The following is a 15,429-nucleotide window of genomic DNA, read 5'->3' as shown; positions in this document are numbered from 1 at the left end:
CCACTTAGGTGGCTACCTTGTTATTCTTGTGCATAACCTCTCGGGCCAGATGTCGATAAGCCATCGCCCCGAGTGAACCTGAATCATATTGCAGGACAGGGAGCGCATAAGAAGGCGCCTCACTGACTCGCACATTTCTGGGTATCTTGGTTTTAAATACCATCTCACCCAGATTGTCACGCGCATCCTTTTCGACCTGCCGGGACAAGTTGTTGCGGTTGTCATACATCGTCAACACAACACCTTCGATTCTCAGGTCTGGATTTGCCGTCTGCCGCACCTCACGGATTGTCAGCATCAGCTGTGACAATCCTTCGAGGGCAAAGAATTCACTCTGCAGCGGAACAAGGACAGATTGTGCAGCGACCATGGCGTTGACGGTAAGCAAATTCAAAGACGGCGGGCAATCGATCAGTACGAAATCCAGATCAAAAGCATCAATTGCGGTCTGGCGCAGCGCATCATGCAAAAGATAGCTGCGTTTTTCATTTGAAATCAGTTCGATATCGGCCGAGCTGAGATCTACTGTTGCGGGAACCACAAATAGGTTTCTGATCTCTGTTTCCTGAACAACCGCTTCCAGTGACGCGTCATCCAAGATCAGATCATATGTGGTCCAATCCCGATCCTCGACCCCCAATCCCGTTGAGGCATTCCCCTGCGGATCAAGATCAACCACCAAAACTTTGCAGCCAGCCTCGGCCAAACCTGCCGCCAGATTAATCGCTGTTGTGGTTTTTCCGACCCCACCTTTCTGATTGGCGACCGCGATTATCCGAGGCCCGGCAGGACGAGACAGATCAACCACGTGTAACTCCTCTGATTTTCAGGATAACCGACTGAGGTTCTGTTAAACTTCTAATAGGTTCAGCTTCGAATTTCCATTCCTTACGCGCCTCGGCAAGTTCTTTTTCCCAAGTCTCACCTTTGGGCAACAAAGCTGTACCATCATTGCTTAAGTGCCTGTCACAAAATGACATTAACGTGGATAGATCAGCCAATGCGCGTGCTGACAAAACATCTGCATCAAGAGGTTCGATAGCCTTGATCCGTCGAGAAATCACCCTGCAGTTCGACCCACTTTCCCTAACAACGGTTCGAAGGAAAGCCGATTTTCTTTGATCGCTTTCGACCAGCGTAAAGCGTGTCATAGGTGCATCTTCGATCGCCATGATTGCACATACCATGCCGGGAAAGCCGCCTCCGCTGCCCAGATCCACCCATTGCTTTGCGCTGTCTGCGTTTCGAAATACTTGAATCGAATCCTGAATATGACGCACCCATATGTTCTTAAGGCTGTTTCGCGACACCAGGTTAATTCTGGGATTCCACCGTTCAAGCAAGGCAACGTAACTTGAAAGGCGATCGAATGTTTCACGTGAAACATCCAATTCATGTGCAGTAACGGCATTACCGCCATTCATGCTGTTTGCGCCTTCATGTCGCGCCTTAGCTTTGCCAGAACCAAGGTCAACGCAGCAGGAGTAACCCCCTCCACCCGGCCGGCCTGCGCTATGTTTGCGGGTCTGGCTTGTGATAACTTTTGCTTCATCTCTGCTGACAGGCCATCTAATGAAAAGTAGTCGAAATCACGCGGTATCTCATGCGCCTCATCGCGCTTCATCGCATCAACGTCTCGTTGCTGACGCGCAATATAGTTTGCGTACAGCGCGTCACGCTCGACCTGACGGCGAATTTCCGTGTCCGTACCTTCGAGCCTCGGCTCAAGCGGGATCAAGTCCTCAAACGTCACTTCTGGAAAAGCCAGCACGGCCATACCATCTCGGCGATTTCCATCTTGGTTGACGTTGATCCCAGCCGCGCGAATCTCCTTAGGGGTATAGGTCCTGGCGGTCAGTTTACATTTTGCGGCCGCAAGCTTCTCCAGCTTTTTCGCAAATATTGTGCTGCGGATCTCGCTCACGCAACCGATATCCTCACCTTTCGGAGTCAGTCTTTGATCGGCGTTATCGGCACGTAAGGACAACCGAAATTCCGCCCTTGAGGTAAACATCCTATAAGGTTCAACCACTCCTCTTGTGGTCAAATCATCAATCATAACACCGATATAGCTGTCTGATCGGGTAAAATGTACAGGAGCGCGCGCTTGTGATTCAAGTGCAGCATTTAGCCCGGCAACAAGGCCCTGCGCCGCCGCCTCTTCATATCCGGTGGTCCCGTTGATTTGGCCCGCAAGGTATAATCCGGAAACCTCAGGGACAGACAAAGACGCGGTCAAGGCGCGGGGATCAACATAGTCATATTCAATCGCATAGCCCGGTTGGAGTATCTTGGCCTGCTCCAAGCCTCGGATAGACTGAACATACTCAACCTGCACATCTTCTGGTAGAGATGTTGAGATTCCGTTTGGATAAACTGTGTGATCACGCACGCCTTCTGGCTCAAGAAAGATCTGATGCGAGTCCTTATCCGCAAATCTGACGATTTTGTCTTCGATTGATGGGCAGTATCTTGGACCGACCCCGTCAATGTGGCCGCCATACATTGCAGACTTGGAGAGATTTCGCTCAATAATTTCATGCGTTTGTGTGTTGGTGTGCGTGATGCCACACGCGATCTGCGGTGCTGACACAGATGTAGACATGAAAGAAAACAGGGTAGGTTCTACATCCCCCTCCTGCCGTTCCAAAACGTCCCAGTTTATTGTTCGCCCATCCAAGCGAGGTGGTGTGCCTGTCTTCAGTCGAGCCATAGGCATGGCGAAATCATCCAGACGCTCGGCAAGCTTGACCGAAGGGCGATCTCCCATACGACCACCGGGCTTGGAAACATCACCAATATGAATCACGCCACGTAGGAATGTGCCCGAAGTCAGAATGACCGTCAGCGCCGGGACCTCGGACCCGTCCGCCAACTTGATCCCGGCTACGCGGCTACCCTCCATCAGAAAATCGACCACTTCCCCGGTGATCACTGAAAGATTAATTTGCTTCAGAGTTTCTTCAGCCATCGCAGCACAATAGAGCGCGCGATCTGCCTGGGCCCTGGGGCCTTGAACAGCCGGACCCTTGCGTCGGTTTAAGAGGCGAAACTGAATGCCAGCGCGATCCGCCACGCGCCCCATCACCCCATCAAGCGCGTCAATTTCGCGGACCAAGTGCCCCTTACCCAGCCCGCCGATTGCGGGATTACACGACATGACACCGATATCCCGCTCAGACAGCGTAACCAATGCGGTTTTGGCGCCCATACGAGCAGCGGCATGCGCTGCCTCGGTGCCGGCGTGTCCAGCGCCTATGACAACGACATCAAATCTCGTATGTTTCACGTGAAACACTCCCTACTTTCCCAGACAGAAACTCGCAAAAATTTCATCCAGAAGGGTTTCGACATCAATCCTTCCCACCAAAGATTCAAGAGATCGGATGGCCGTCCTCAGTTCTTCTGCAGCTATATCATACATATCTGGTCCTGATTCCAGAACCGCTTGTGCTGCGGCCAATGATCCAGCGGCCTTATCCATCGCAATCCGGTGGCGTTCGCGCGTGGCAATACCATGACTAGTGGTTCGTTCACTTAGCACACGCGATATATGGTATATTAGCTGATCAATCCCCTGTCCGGTCTTACCTGAAATTCCACCATGTGTATCATTACGTAAATCCGATTTCGGATAGACATGAATGTCATCCACCTGTCGGGATACGCCAAGTGAATCAGGTGCGTCCGTTAGAAAAACGCGCAAATCGGCAGCTTCTGCGCGTTTACGAGCCAGCTCGATCCCAAGGTTTTCAACGTGATCATCGGTTTCCCGCAATCCGGCTGTGTCCAACAAGGTTACCGGCAATCCAGCCAAATCCATTCGAACTTCGATGACATCACGGGTGGTCCCGGCGTATTCGGATGTAATTGCAGCGTCCCGCCCGGCCAACACATTCAACAAGGTCGACTTTCCTGCATTCGGAAGGCCAACTATGGCAACCTCAAAGCCAGAGCGGATGCGCTCAGCAATCCGAACACCTTGTGCTTCTCGGGTTAGCTCGTCCATGACGCCGGAGATCAACATACGGACCTCGGGTGTAACATCTGTCGGAACCTCTTCATCCGCGAAATCAATCACAGCTTCCAGCAAAGAAGCTGCACGGATCAAGTCGCGCCGCCACCCTTCCGCCAAAGCACCCAAGGCGCCTGCCAATATGGTCTGAGCTTGCTTTCGCTGTGCTTCAGTTTCAGCATCGATCAAATCGGCAAGCCCCTCGACCTGCGCCAAATCCATCTTTCCGTTTTCAAGAGCCCGACGGGTGAACTCACCGGGTTCAGCTAGCCGAAGGTCATCCATAGCCGACAGGCAGCGTAAGACAGCATTGACCGAGGCTGAACTGCCATGAATCTGCAGCTCAGCCACGTCTTCACCGGTAAAACTGGACGGAGCTTGAAAGGTTAGAACCAAGCCCTCATCCAGGCGCGATCCGTCAGAAGCACGAAGTGTACGAACAGTCATCCCGCGGGACGGCAAATCGCCTCCGGCCAGCGCATTGGCTGCTGAATGCGCCTGCGGGCCGGACAGTCTGATCACTGCAACGCCTGCTTTACCCTGGGCGCTGGCCAGGGCGAATATCGTATCCATTCGAAGGCCTCGCCTGGGTTAAGACCTGTGTCAGGTGTTCATCGAATCGAAGAACTCTCCGTTTGTCTTTGTCTGTTTCAACTTGGACAACAGGAATTCAATCGCATCGGTGGTCCCCATCGGGTTGAGGATCCGGCGTAGGACGAAGGTTTTGGCCAGATCGCCCTTATCGACCAGCAGATCCTCTTTCCGAGTGCCCGATTTGAGGATGTCGATGGCCGGGAACACGCGTTTATCGGCGATTTTACGATCCAGAACGATTTCCGAGTTACCAGTGCCTTTGAATTCTTCGAAGATAACTTCGTCCATCCTGCTGCCGGTATCGATCAGCGCGGTCGCGATGATGGTTAGCGATCCACCCTCTTCAATGTTCCGCGCCGCACCAAAGAACCGCTTGGGCCGCTGGAGCGCGTTCGCATCTACACCACCGGTCAAAACTTTACCCGAAGATGGGACCACGGTGTTAAAGGCTCTACCAAGTCTTGTGATCGAATCTAGGAGAATAACAACATCTCGTTTATGTTCGACCAGACGCTTGGCTTTTTCAATGACCATCTCAGACACGGCCACGTGGCGTGTCGCCGGTTCATCAAAGGTCGAAGACACAACTTCACCCTTCACCGAACGCTGCATGTCGGTCACCTCTTCCGGGCGTTCGTCGATAAGCAGGACGATCAGATAACATTCCGGGTGGTTCTTTTCGATCGAGTTCGCAATGTTCTGCAAAATCACCGTTTTACCGGTCCGCGGTGGCGCGACGATCAGCGAACGCTGTCCTTTACCAATCGGCGAAACCAGATCGATCACGCGGGCCGATTTATCCTTGATCGTCGGGTCTTCGACTTCCATCTTCAGACGCTCATCAGGGTATAGCGGCGTCAGGTTGTCAAAGGCGATCTTATGCTTGGCTTTTTCCGGATCTTCAAAGTTGATCTTGGTGCATTTGATAAGCGCAAAGTAGCGCTCGTTTTCATCTGGCGCCTTGATTTCACCTTCCACCGTATCCCCGGTGCGCAGTGAGTGCTGGCGGATCATCTCGGGCGAGACATAAATATCGTCCGGACCGGGCAGATAGTTCGCTTCGGGTGAGCGCAGGAAACCGAACCCGTCTTGCAACACTTCCAGAACGCCGTCACCGCCGACGGTCCATCCTTCATCCGCGCGTTCGCGCAGGATCTGGAACATCATATCGCCCTTCCGCATGGTCGAGGCGTTTTCGATTTCCAGCTCTTCGGCCATCGCCAGAAGGTCTTTGGGGCTTTTGGCTTTTAGATCGGCCAGATTCAGGGATTCAGTGGACATGATGCATACCTTCACCGCTGATAGTGCGGCTTGAAGTGGAATTTCAGTACGGAAAATACGCCGCCCGGACGGGCGTGTTGGCCCCTACATATGCGCGACAGGCCAAGGAGTCAAACAGACCATTAGAACTTCAGAACGACCGCTAGAACGATGACAACCATCAAAACGGTAGGAACCTCGTTCATCATCCGGTACTGCCGCCCAGTGAGCGTATTTCGCCCCTCAGCAAGGTCTTTGCGCCGGGCCATCAACCAGTGGTGAAACCAGGTCATCCCAATCACGGCTGCACCTTTGACCCAAGGCCAGCTCCAATCCCAGCCAACGACACCCGGGGTGAAAACCATGATCAGCCCGCAGACCCATGTCACAAGCATCGCTGGACGCATGATCACGCGCAGCAGCTTTTCTTCCATTTCAAGGAAGATCTCTTGCGCACCGTCAACGGTCTGCGCTTTTTCAACATGATACACGAATAGTCTGGGCAGATAGAACAACCCTGCCATCCATGAAATCACAGCCATAATATGCAAGGACTTCACCCAAGGGTATAACGCGTAAAGAAGATCGGTCATCGGGTTTCCCGGAATTGCCTGAAACCCTCCTAATAAAAAAAGAAAGAAAGAAAAAGGATGATGGTTTTGTAGGCAGACCAAAATCAGTGGATAATTTTTTTATCCGGCTCTTTTCCCCAAGTGGACAAAATGACTTACACGGGCTTTAAAATTCTTAATTCATAGAATAACTTAATAATAACAAATTGTTACCATGATAATTCTGAGACAGTTACGTGGATAACCTATGGAACAACTTGGGACAAGCTGCTTATTCAAAGACGGAAACTTATCCTTGTCCCGTCTGGACATAATCCGGGCGACTCGGGGAAGTCTCGTGCCAAATTCCCGGGGTTGCGTGTCAACAAGAAAGCCATACAAACCGTTCAAGAACGTTCATTGATTTGCACACGGGGTTTTCCACATGACTGTCCCCATACTTCTTGCCTCGGGCTCTGCGATCCGGGCACAGCTGCTGGAAAACGCAGGTGTGCCGTTTTCGGTCCAGATTACGCGGGTAGACGAAGACACGGCCAAGCGTGCCCTTCTGGCAGAAGGCGCTTCGCCCCGTGATATTGCCGATGCGCTGGCCGAGATGAAGGCGCGCAAGATCAGTGACAAGGTGCCTGGCGCTATGGTTTTGGGTTGCGATCAGGTGCTGGATTTCGAAGGTCGACTGCTATCGAAACCTGAGACGCCTGAGGATGCGCTGGGGCAGCTCAAAGCGATGCGAGGCAAGAGGCATATGCTGTTGTCGGCGGCCGTGATCTATCAGGATGGTGAGCCGATCTGGCGGCATGTCGGTCAAGTACGTCTGCGGATGCGGGCCAGCTCGGATGCGTATCTACGTGACTATGTGGCGCGGAATTGGGACAGCATTCGCCATGCAGTGGGGGCATACAAATTGGAAGAAGAAGGCGTACGCCTGTTCGCCACCATTGACGGCGACTATTTTAACGTCTTGGGTATGCCCCTGTTAGAGCTTCTCAATTTTCTGGCCGTGAAGGGAGTGATCGATCAATGACGGACCATCGTGTTCCCCTGGCCGGCGTGATCGGGCATCCGATTGCCCATTCTCGGTCGCCAAAGTTGCACGGTCACTGGCTGAAAACTTATGGGCTGGTCGGGCATTACATCCCAATGGATGTGACCCCTGCGGATCTTGAAACCGTTCTGCGCACGTTGCCCAAGGCGGGATTTGTCGGCGCCAACATAACAGTGCCGCATAAAGAGGCCGCGTTGCGTCTGGCAGATCACGTCTCGGATCGTGCGTCGGTCATCGGTGCGGCGAATACGCTTGTGTTCCGCGAGGATGGTTCAATCCATGCGGATAACACGGATGGGTATGGATTCATGGCAAACCTTCATGACGGTGCGCCAGACTGGAATCCGCAAGATGGGCCAGCGGTCGTGTTTGGTGCCGGGGGCGCTGCGCGGGCGGTGCTGCAAGCATTGGCTGAGGCCGGGGTGCCAGAAATCTTACTGACCAACCGCACGCGCACGCGTGCCGATCATTTGAAGGAAGAGTTTGGACAACGGATTACGGTTGTCGATTGGGTGCAGGCTGGCAATGTGATCGAGAATGCCGAGCTGGTCGTCAACACCACGTCTCTGGGAATGCAGGGGCAGCCGGAATTGCGCGTTCCGCTGGACGGGCTGCAACCCGGCGCCGTTGTTACGGATCTGGTTTATACCCCGCTTAAAACGCATCTTTTGCAGCAGGCGGAAGAGGCGGGATGCACCACCGTTGATGGACTGGGGATGTTGCTGCATCAGGCTGTTCCGGGTTTTGAGCGCTGGTTCGGCCTGCGCCCCGAAGTGGATGCGGATGCCCGTGCGGCGGCATTGGCATGAGGTTCTCGCTTGGTCTGACCGGATCAATCGGTATGGGGAAAAGCACGACCGCTCAGATGTTCGCAGATGAAGGCTGTGCGCTTTGGGATGCGGATGCAGCTGTGCATCGTCTTTACGCAAAGGACGGTGCGGCGGTTGAGCCCATGCAAAAGGTTTTTCCATCGGCGATAGTCGAGGGCGCGGTCAGTCGGGAGGCGCTAAAGCAGACTATTGCAAATGATCCTGCCACATTGAAGGTGATAGAAAATATCGTTCACCCCCTTGTGGCGGCAGATCGTACAGCGTTTCGTGAAGGGGCATCAGCCGATATTCTGGTTTTTGATATTCCGCTTTTGTTTGAAACCGGAGGTGATGCGGCAATGGACGCCGTTGCGTGCGTCTCGATCCCGGCTGATGAGCAAAAACGCCGTGTCATGGCGCGCGGTACAATGACCGAGGCGCAGTTTGAACAGATCCGCGCAAAGCAAATGCCAAACGAAGAGAAATGCGCGCGCTCGGATTATGTAATTCTGACCGACACACTGGACCATGCCCGCGCGCAGGTGCAGGATATCATCAGGCAGATACGGGCGGGGATGGCAGATGCGTGAGATTGTACTCGATACCGAAACCACCGGGTTTGATCCCGAAAGCGGCGACCGGATCGTCGAGATTGGGGCGGTTGAGCTGTGGAATCACGTGGCCACCGGCGAAACCTATCATGTCTATATCAATCCTGAGCGCTCGATGCCGGAAGAGGCGTTTGGTGTGCATGGCATCGGCCCGGATTTGCTGGAAAACCCGCGCCCACCTGAGAAGGGTGAGGTAACGCTGAAAGACAAACCGGTCTTTGCAAAGGTTGGGCAAGGCTTTCGCGACTTTGTGGGCGATGCCAAGCTGGTGATCCACAACGCCTCGTTCGACATGAAGTTTCTGAATGCCGAACTGGGGTGGATGGGGGTTTCGCTTATCCCTATGGATCAGGCGCTTGACACGCTGGCCATCGCGCGAAAACGGTTTCCGGGATCTCCTGCCTCGCTGGATGCGTTGTGTCGCAGGTTTGGTATCGACAACTCAAACCGGGTGCTTCACGGCGCGTTACTCGACTCTGAAATCCTTGCCGAGGTGTATTTGGAACTGATCGGGGGCCGTCAGCCCGATTTCGGTTTGTCGGCATCGACGGGCGTAACCTCTGCAGGAGGAGAGGAGTGGCGCCCAACGGCGCGACCCAACGCGTTACCAACCCGGATTACCCAGGATGAACGTACAGCGCATCAGGAATTTGTGGAAAAGCTGGGCGAGAACGCCCTGTGGACCCGCGCCTGACCCCAGCCAGCCGCGGGTCAAACCTTTAGGCGTCGGTTTTCTGCGCTTGTGCAGCCTGACGACGCGCCAGTTCGTTGCGGTAAAGCGCCACGAAATCAATGTTGTCCAGATTGACCGGCGGGAAGCCACCATCGCGGGTGATGTCGCTGACGATGCGGCGCAGGAAAGGGAACAGCATGCGCGGGCATTCGATCATCAGGAACGGATGCATCTGATCCTCGGGCACGCCCTCAACGTGGAACAGGCCACAATAGTCAAGCTCACACAGGAACAGAACGTCTTCCATACCCTTGGCCTTGGAGCTCAGGTTCAGTTTGATCGAAACTTCAAACTGGTGATCAGCCGGGCGCTTCTTCGCGTCCAAATTCACCTGAACCGAAATCTCGGGTTGCACATCGCCCGAAACGCCTTTCTGCGCCATCACGTTCTCAAAGGACATATCACGAATGAACTGCCCCAGAACGCGCATCTGAACCTGCGGTGCGGCCTGTGCCGCGGTGTTTTCGTTGGCGTCTTCTTCGGCCATCTATCTACTCCGGAAATGAATTCGGCTACTGCTTAGCAAGTTGAGCGCGGTAGCTCAATGCTGGTGCGGGCCCTCCACCCACTTCGAGGGCTTGCCAGGTTCTTTTCGGGGCCTGACTTCGGTAAATTCTCCGTCAATCACATCGTCCTGACCAAACGGTTCCGGACCAGCGCGAAACTGCGGGCCGGTACCCATTTGGAAATGGGTGATCGTGGCTTTGGACTTGAGATAGCGGAACACAGCGACCCGGATACCCGGGACAAGTAAAGCAAAACCAACGGCATCGGTGAAAAACCCCGGTGTCAGCAGCAAAACGCCTGACAGCAAGATCATCGCCCCATGGGCCAAAGGTTCGGTCGGGTCGTCCAGTTCAGCGAAAGATCGCTGCAGATTGGCCAGCGCCATGCGACCTTGTGTCCGCACCAAAACGGTACCTAAAACGGCCGTAAGCACGACAATTGCCAATGTAGGCCACAGGCCGATCAGCCCGCCAACCTGTATGAACAGGGCGATCTCGATAATCGGTACCAATAAAAAAGCCAAGAACAGGTACATTTGCGGTATCCTTTAGCATATGCCGGGCTGTGGACTTGCGCCCAACTGTCACCTACATAGTGGCTTGAGGCCGGGTACACAAAGTCTCGGTGTTGAAAAGAGAATGAAATGAGCGACAACCCTATGATCCAGTTGCTGGTCCTGGCCGGAATTGCCGTTTTCCTGATCCTGCGCTTAAAAAGCGTTTTAGGCACACGCGAAGGTTTTGAGAAACCTCCCCTTCAACAGCAGCCCGATACCAACGGCGCGCGCCGTGATTTCGAGGTGATCGAAGGTGGACCGGATCATGACATCACCGACCATGTGGCGGAGGACAGCGATCAGGCGCAAACCCTGGCCGCGATGAAGCGGATCGAACCCAGCTTTTCCGTCACCGAGTTCGTACAAGGTGCACGTGGCGCCTATGAGATGATCGTGATGGGGTTCGAAAAGGGCAATCTGGACGAGATTCAGCCATTCCTGTCGGAAGAAGTGTTTGATAGTTTTGTTTCCGTCGTTGCGGATCGTGAAGACAAGGGCCTGACAATCGAAGCTGAGTTCATCGGTGTACGTGAAACTACTCTGGCCGATGCTTCATTCGACAAAGACAGCAATCAGGCCGAGATTACCATGCGCTTTATTGGTGAGCTGACCTCGGTCGTGCGCGACCGCGGCGGGGATATTATCGAAGGCAACCCCAACACCGTCAAACGCCAAAAGGACAGCTGGACCTTTGCCCGCGTCATGGGTTCGGACGATCCGAACTGGCTGCTTGTCGCCACGGACGCATGATTGCAACGCTCCGGTCGCTTGTTCTGGGGGTCGTCATGACCACTGCCAGTGCCGCCGGAGCCGAGGCGACACGATCCATCCTGTCATTCGATGACCTTGATGGCTGGGCTGCCGACGACCACGGGGCAGCCCTTTCGGTTTTCTTGAACACTTGCGGTGATCTGATAGACCCGGACTGGCAGGCGCTGTGCGGGGTGGCCCGGACATACACGCCCGAGGCCGCGCGATCATTTTTTGAACTGTTCTTTCGCCCCGTTCTGGTCGAAGACGGTGACGACGCATTGTTCACCGGCTATTTTGAACCCGAACTGGATGGCTCAAAGTCTCCGACGGGCAAATACCGCTATCCGCTCTACCGGATGCCACCCGAAGCGCGCGGAGCGGACCGATGGCTCAGCCGGCGCGAGTTGCTGTCGGGCGATGCGATGACAGGTCGGGGGCTGGAGATCGCATGGGTCGATGACCCGGTTGAGCTGTTCTTTTTGCAAATTCAGGGCTCGGGCCGCGTTCGCCTTCCGGATGGCAGCGCGTTGCGGGTGGGTTATGGCGGGGCGAATGGGCATCCGTACCGCTCGATCGGGGCAGAGTTGGTGCGCCGCGGCGCGCTGGGCGCACATGAGGTCAGCGCCCAGATGATCCGTGCATGGGTGCGCAAGAACCCCGAAGCCGGGGTTGAGCTGCTGTTTCACAACCCCTCTTACGTGTTTTTCCGCGAGGTGACGCGCGTCGCGCCCGAGTTCGGACCCTTGGGGGCCATGAACCGTTCTGTCACGACCATGCGCAGCATTGCGGCTGACCCGGTTTACACGCCATTGGGCGCACCGGTTTGGGTTGAGAAGGACGGAAGAGACCCGCTGCGGCGGTTGATGATCGCACAGGATACGGGATCGGCCATCAAGGGCGCACAGCGGGCAGACATTTTCTTTGGCACCGGGGATGAGGCTGGGCAAGCGGCTGGACGCCTGAGAGACCCCGGTCGTATGGTATTGTTGCTACCGATTCAGCGGGCCTATGCCCTGTTGCCGGATGAATTCTGATGACACGGCGCAAACTGACATCGGATGAGATCGAGCTGTGGCGCAAGATCGCCAAACAGGCTGAGCGATTGCATGCCGAAATCCCGCAGGCAGTTCACCCAACTATTCTGCCCAAGCCCAAACCAGCCAAAGCACCCAAAACACGGATCGACGCGTTCGATCTGGGTTCATCTGCGCAGTCCAAACCGACGCGGAATAATCTGAAACCAACAATCACCGAAGGATTGCGGGCAAACCCGGTTCAAATGGATGCACGTGCATTTGGCCGTATGAAACGCGGCAAGCTGAAACCAGAAGGAAAGCTCGACCTACATGGAATGCGCATGAATGCGGCCCATCCCGCGCTGGTGCGGTTCATCCTGACGGCGCAGGCACAGGGCAGGCGGCTGGTTCTGGTCATCACTGGTAAGGGAAAGGACCGTGACGAACCCGGACCAATTCCAACGCCGCGCGGGGTTTTGCGAAATCAGGTGCCACACTGGCTGTCTATTCCGCCACTTGCGCAGGCAGTGTTGCAGGTGACGCCAGCCCATATCAGCCATGGCGGCGATGGGGCTTATTATGTTTACCTCAGGCGCGTTCGCTAGCCCGTCCGTAATGCGCGCGTGATGCCGATCCGAACCATGATGCAGACCCATACAAAGAACGCTGCAATCCAGATGAACTGCGTATCCAGTGATATGCCCAAATCGATCAGCACGCCCGTCAACCCTGGCCCAATCGCCGATCCCAATACCATCACGGCAGCGGCCATGGCCTTGATCGCGCCGATATGGCGCGTACCGTAGAACTCGGCCCAAAAGGCGCTGGGCAAGGGGTTATGCGCGCCTGCAGTCAGGGCTAGGAAAACCATGCCAATCAACGCCCCACCAATCGATGTGGAGGCGGACAGGACAACAAATCCAACTGCCATCGGCAGCTGATAATACGGCATCATTCGCGCCGTGCCCCATTTGTCCAATGCCCAGCCCGCCGCGAACATGGACAGGATTGAAACCCCGGTGAAAACCGGGAACAGGGCGACAAGTTGGATATGCGGCCAGCCCTTGATCTCGGCCAAATGCACCTGATGAAAGAAGAAGGCCGTGATAAAGGCAGAGGGCGCGAGGATCGCAGGCGTCATATACCAGAACAACGGGTTCAAAAGCGCCTCGCGCCGCGTCCAGTGGCGACTTTGCATCCCGGTTGACGACGCTTTGGTCGACAGGCTTTGCGGTGTTCGTTCTTCCCGCAGCAACCGGATTAGCACAGGAATTCCCAGCAGGGTGATGCCAACCGCAAGCCCCCATAAAAAGCGCCAATCCAGAAACGCCATTGCCGCAACGAAGATCAGAGGCAGCAGCGCCTCTCCGACCGCATAGCCCAGTGTCGCGATCGAAAGGGCTTTTCCCCGGGTCGCCGTGAACCAACGTGCCATAGCAACGGCGGCAAGGTGGCTGCTCATCCCCTGCCCGAACAATCGAAGAAGAAAGATCACAACAGGCAGCAAGATCAGCCAGACATTCAGCGCCATTGCCAGCGCCGCAAGCGCAAGGCCTGCAAGAACAGCCGGGCCCAGCACGCGGACACGGAATATGTCTGTCAGCCCCCCGGCCCAGATCATGACCAAAGCAGAGGCAGTTGTGCCCAGCGAATAAAGCCCGCCCCAAGCACCGTGACTCAACCCGAATTCAGCCCGTATTTCGCCCGCAAAGACCGAGATGAAAAAGGTTTGCCCAAAGCTGGACAGGAAGGTCAGCAGAACCCCCGCACCCAGCCAGTTTGCATTCCGGGCCAGAAAGTTCCGTAGATTGAACTGCGTCACGGGGTGCTGACCTGCGCCTGTCCGGTCTCGGTCAGAATAATCTCGGTTGCGCCGTCCGTGCTCCGCTCACTTGGCGGGACAAGAACGTCTATACCGGGCCGGTCGGGACCGAAGGTATTGCTGACCCGGCGGACCGAACTGAGGATGGCCAGCAAGGCCGGTGAGGTCGCAGCCACAAAATGAGAAGACCCCGCATCGCTGTTGAAAGCCGTCGTGTCGATAACGCTGATCGGATATTCGGCAAGTTCGTCGACCGAGCTGATATTGCCCAGTCTCTTACTGTCTTCCGTGCCGCGCAGACGGGCCGATAGGTTCAGGATCTTGTCTTTCTTTGACACCATCACCACAAATGGATCAGGCGGATTATCAATACTGTTCATCTGTGATCGGAACAGATCGACATCCAGATCAGGTGAGATCAGGATGACCCCTTCCAGATTGCGGTTCGACCAGCCGGGCTCGCGCAGTTCGGCCTGTCGCATCATCTCCATCGACAGGGCGCTGCCCATTGAATGCGCGATCAGGATGACCCGTTTTACGCCCATAGATTTGAGCAACCGAATAGTTTGTTCCAGCCCATCCCGCGCAAACAGCATACTGTCCAGATCGTACGCATAGCCTGTTCCGCGCGCCTGACTGGGCCAGGAATAAATCAGCGTTGTTCCGGGGATGCCGATATCGTGGCTCAGCTGTGCGGCGCGAAACGCGGTTTCGGTTTGTGTGGCGTTATAGCCGTGAACAAAGATCACCACGTCATCGACGCCGCGCATGCGGGACTTCAAATCCTGGGGGCCCGAGAACTCGGTTACATCCGCCACAACAAACTGTTTTTTCGGATTTGGGTTCGCGTACGAGAACTTGAGCTCTCCCGGCGTGTGCGATGGCGGGATCGAGATGGTCATTTCCAGATATCGCAACGCCTCGGCCCGCTTTGCGCCATAGCTCCCATCCGGCTCGCGCGCACGGGTGGTGGCGGCGAAGATCGTGGCAGGCGTGCCAACTTTCAGCGCGTCGGGCGTGATCTCCGTGATGGACCGATCCGCACAGGCGGCCAGCAAGCACAGGTTTGCAATGATGATCAGATAGCGCAGCACAGTCTGCCCTTGCACAGTTACAGGGCCACGCTACCCTATTCC

The 15,429-nt window shown here is 55.3% G+C and carries 17 protein-coding genes; 7 read left to right on the top strand and 10 right to left on the bottom strand.

Features of this window, described 5'->3' with window-relative positions; translation table 11 throughout:
* Nucleotides 1–4: 4 nt before the first annotated feature.
* The 6 genes from Q1B46_RS17820 to hemJ all read right to left on the bottom strand — a co-directional run bounded on the left by Q1B46_RS17820 (nucleotide 5) and on the right by hemJ (nucleotide 6,462).
* Entirely contained in the window at nucleotides 5–808 is an 804-nt protein-coding gene (locus Q1B46_RS17820; RefSeq protein ID WP_299950103.1) for an AAA family ATPase, read from the bottom strand.
* The gene (rsmG, locus tag Q1B46_RS17815) at nucleotides 801–1,424 is read right to left on the bottom strand and encodes a 16S rRNA (guanine(527)-N(7))-methyltransferase RsmG (RefSeq protein ID WP_299950101.1); all 624 of its coding nucleotides are present in this window, start codon (nucleotides 1,422–1,424) and stop codon (nucleotides 801–803) included. Before rsmG ends, Q1B46_RS17820 begins: the two co-directional genes overlap by 8 nt.
* Nucleotides 1,421–3,289, bottom strand: coding sequence for a tRNA uridine-5-carboxymethylaminomethyl(34) synthesis enzyme MnmG (mnmG, locus tag Q1B46_RS17810; protein ID WP_299950099.1), 1,869 nt, complete (start codon nucleotides 3,287–3,289; stop codon nucleotides 1,421–1,423). Before mnmG ends, rsmG begins: the two co-directional genes overlap by 4 nt.
* A 12-nt stretch (nucleotides 3,290–3,301) precedes the next feature.
* Nucleotides 3,302–4,588, bottom strand: a complete 1,287-nt coding sequence (gene mnmE, locus Q1B46_RS17805; protein ID WP_299950097.1) for a tRNA uridine-5-carboxymethylaminomethyl(34) synthesis GTPase MnmE — start codon at nucleotides 4,586–4,588, stop codon at nucleotides 3,302–3,304.
* A gap of 30 nt (nucleotides 4,589–4,618) precedes the next feature.
* Entirely contained in the window at nucleotides 4,619–5,890 is a 1,272-nt protein-coding gene (rho, locus tag Q1B46_RS17800; RefSeq protein WP_299661281.1) for a transcription termination factor Rho, read from the bottom strand.
* Nucleotides 5,891–6,012: 122 nt separating this feature from the next.
* Nucleotides 6,013–6,462, bottom strand: coding sequence for a protoporphyrinogen oxidase HemJ (hemJ, locus tag Q1B46_RS17795; protein WP_299950095.1), 450 nt, complete (start codon nucleotides 6,460–6,462; stop codon nucleotides 6,013–6,015).
* A gap of 403 nt (nucleotides 6,463–6,865) precedes the next feature.
* Here hemJ and Q1B46_RS17790 point away from each other — a divergent pair, with 403 nt between their 5' ends.
* Genes Q1B46_RS17790 through dnaQ form a run of 4 tightly spaced genes read left to right on the top strand, consistent with a single transcriptional unit; the run spans nucleotide 6,866 to nucleotide 9,600 of the window.
* Nucleotides 6,866–7,465, top strand: coding sequence for a nucleoside triphosphate pyrophosphatase (locus Q1B46_RS17790; RefSeq protein WP_299950093.1), 600 nt, complete (start codon nucleotides 6,866–6,868; stop codon nucleotides 7,463–7,465).
* On the top strand, nucleotides 7,462–8,295 hold the full coding sequence (locus tag Q1B46_RS17785) for a shikimate dehydrogenase (RefSeq protein ID WP_299950091.1): 834 nt from the start codon (nucleotides 7,462–7,464) through the stop codon (nucleotides 8,293–8,295). Before Q1B46_RS17790 ends, Q1B46_RS17785 begins: the two co-directional genes overlap by 4 nt.
* Nucleotides 8,292–8,885, top strand: coding sequence for a dephospho-CoA kinase (gene coaE, locus Q1B46_RS17780; RefSeq protein ID WP_299950089.1), 594 nt, complete (start codon nucleotides 8,292–8,294; stop codon nucleotides 8,883–8,885). The genes Q1B46_RS17785 and coaE overlap by 4 nt, the downstream gene beginning before the upstream one ends.
* Complete coding sequence (dnaQ, locus tag Q1B46_RS17775) at nucleotides 8,878–9,600, top strand: DNA polymerase III subunit epsilon (RefSeq protein ID WP_299950087.1); 723 nt, start codon at nucleotides 8,878–8,880, stop codon at nucleotides 9,598–9,600. The genes coaE and dnaQ overlap by 8 nt, the downstream gene beginning before the upstream one ends.
* A gap of 25 nt (nucleotides 9,601–9,625) precedes the next feature.
* On the opposite strand, the gene secB is transcribed toward dnaQ, so the two are convergent.
* Nucleotides 9,626–10,126: a protein-export chaperone SecB gene (gene secB / locus Q1B46_RS17770; RefSeq protein ID WP_299661263.1), complete on the bottom strand. Its 501-nt coding sequence runs from the start codon at nucleotides 10,124–10,126 to the stop codon at nucleotides 9,626–9,628.
* Between the two features lie 54 nt (nucleotides 10,127–10,180).
* Nucleotides 10,181–10,681 carry an FxsA family protein gene (locus Q1B46_RS17765; RefSeq protein WP_299950085.1) on the bottom strand — a complete coding sequence of 167 codons (501 nt, stop codon included), beginning with the start codon at nucleotides 10,679–10,681 and terminating at the stop codon, nucleotides 10,181–10,183.
* 108 nt (nucleotides 10,682–10,789) lie between these two features.
* Between Q1B46_RS17765 and Q1B46_RS17760 the strand changes: the two genes are divergently transcribed.
* The 3 genes from Q1B46_RS17760 to Q1B46_RS17750 are packed head-to-tail and all read left to right on the top strand — an operon-like array spanning nucleotide 10,790 to nucleotide 13,076.
* On the top strand, nucleotides 10,790–11,452 hold the full coding sequence (locus Q1B46_RS17760) for a Tim44/TimA family putative adaptor protein (RefSeq protein ID WP_299950082.1): 663 nt from the start codon (nucleotides 10,790–10,792) through the stop codon (nucleotides 11,450–11,452).
* Nucleotides 11,449–12,489 (top strand): murein transglycosylase A, encoded by a 1,041-nt coding sequence (locus Q1B46_RS17755; protein ID WP_299950080.1) that lies wholly within the window; start codon nucleotides 11,449–11,451, stop codon nucleotides 12,487–12,489. The genes Q1B46_RS17760 and Q1B46_RS17755 overlap by 4 nt, the downstream gene beginning before the upstream one ends.
* Nucleotides 12,489–13,076 carry a Smr/MutS family protein gene (locus Q1B46_RS17750; protein WP_299950078.1) on the top strand — a complete coding sequence of 196 codons (588 nt, stop codon included), beginning with the start codon at nucleotides 12,489–12,491 and terminating at the stop codon, nucleotides 13,074–13,076. The genes Q1B46_RS17755 and Q1B46_RS17750 overlap by 1 nt, the downstream gene beginning before the upstream one ends.
* Here Q1B46_RS17750 and Q1B46_RS17745 read toward each other — a convergent pair.
* Together Q1B46_RS17745 and Q1B46_RS17740 are read right to left on the bottom strand one after the other, a co-directional pair.
* Nucleotides 13,073–14,293, bottom strand: coding sequence for an MFS transporter (locus Q1B46_RS17745; protein ID WP_299950076.1), 1,221 nt, complete (start codon nucleotides 14,291–14,293; stop codon nucleotides 13,073–13,075). The genes Q1B46_RS17750 and Q1B46_RS17745 overlap by 4 nt on opposite strands.
* Nucleotides 14,290–15,387, bottom strand: coding sequence for an alpha/beta fold hydrolase (locus tag Q1B46_RS17740; RefSeq protein ID WP_299950074.1), 1,098 nt, complete (start codon nucleotides 15,385–15,387; stop codon nucleotides 14,290–14,292). Before Q1B46_RS17740 ends, Q1B46_RS17745 begins: the two co-directional genes overlap by 4 nt.
* Nucleotides 15,388–15,429: the final 42 nt, after the last annotated feature.

It is taken from the genome of uncultured Ruegeria sp., assembly GCF_947500045.1.
In the GTDB taxonomy this organism is placed as follows: Bacteria; Pseudomonadota; Alphaproteobacteria; order Rhodobacterales; family Rhodobacteraceae; genus Ruegeria.
The sequence above is the reverse complement of the archived record's forward strand: the minus strand, read 5'-3'. Positions and strand labels throughout refer to the sequence as shown.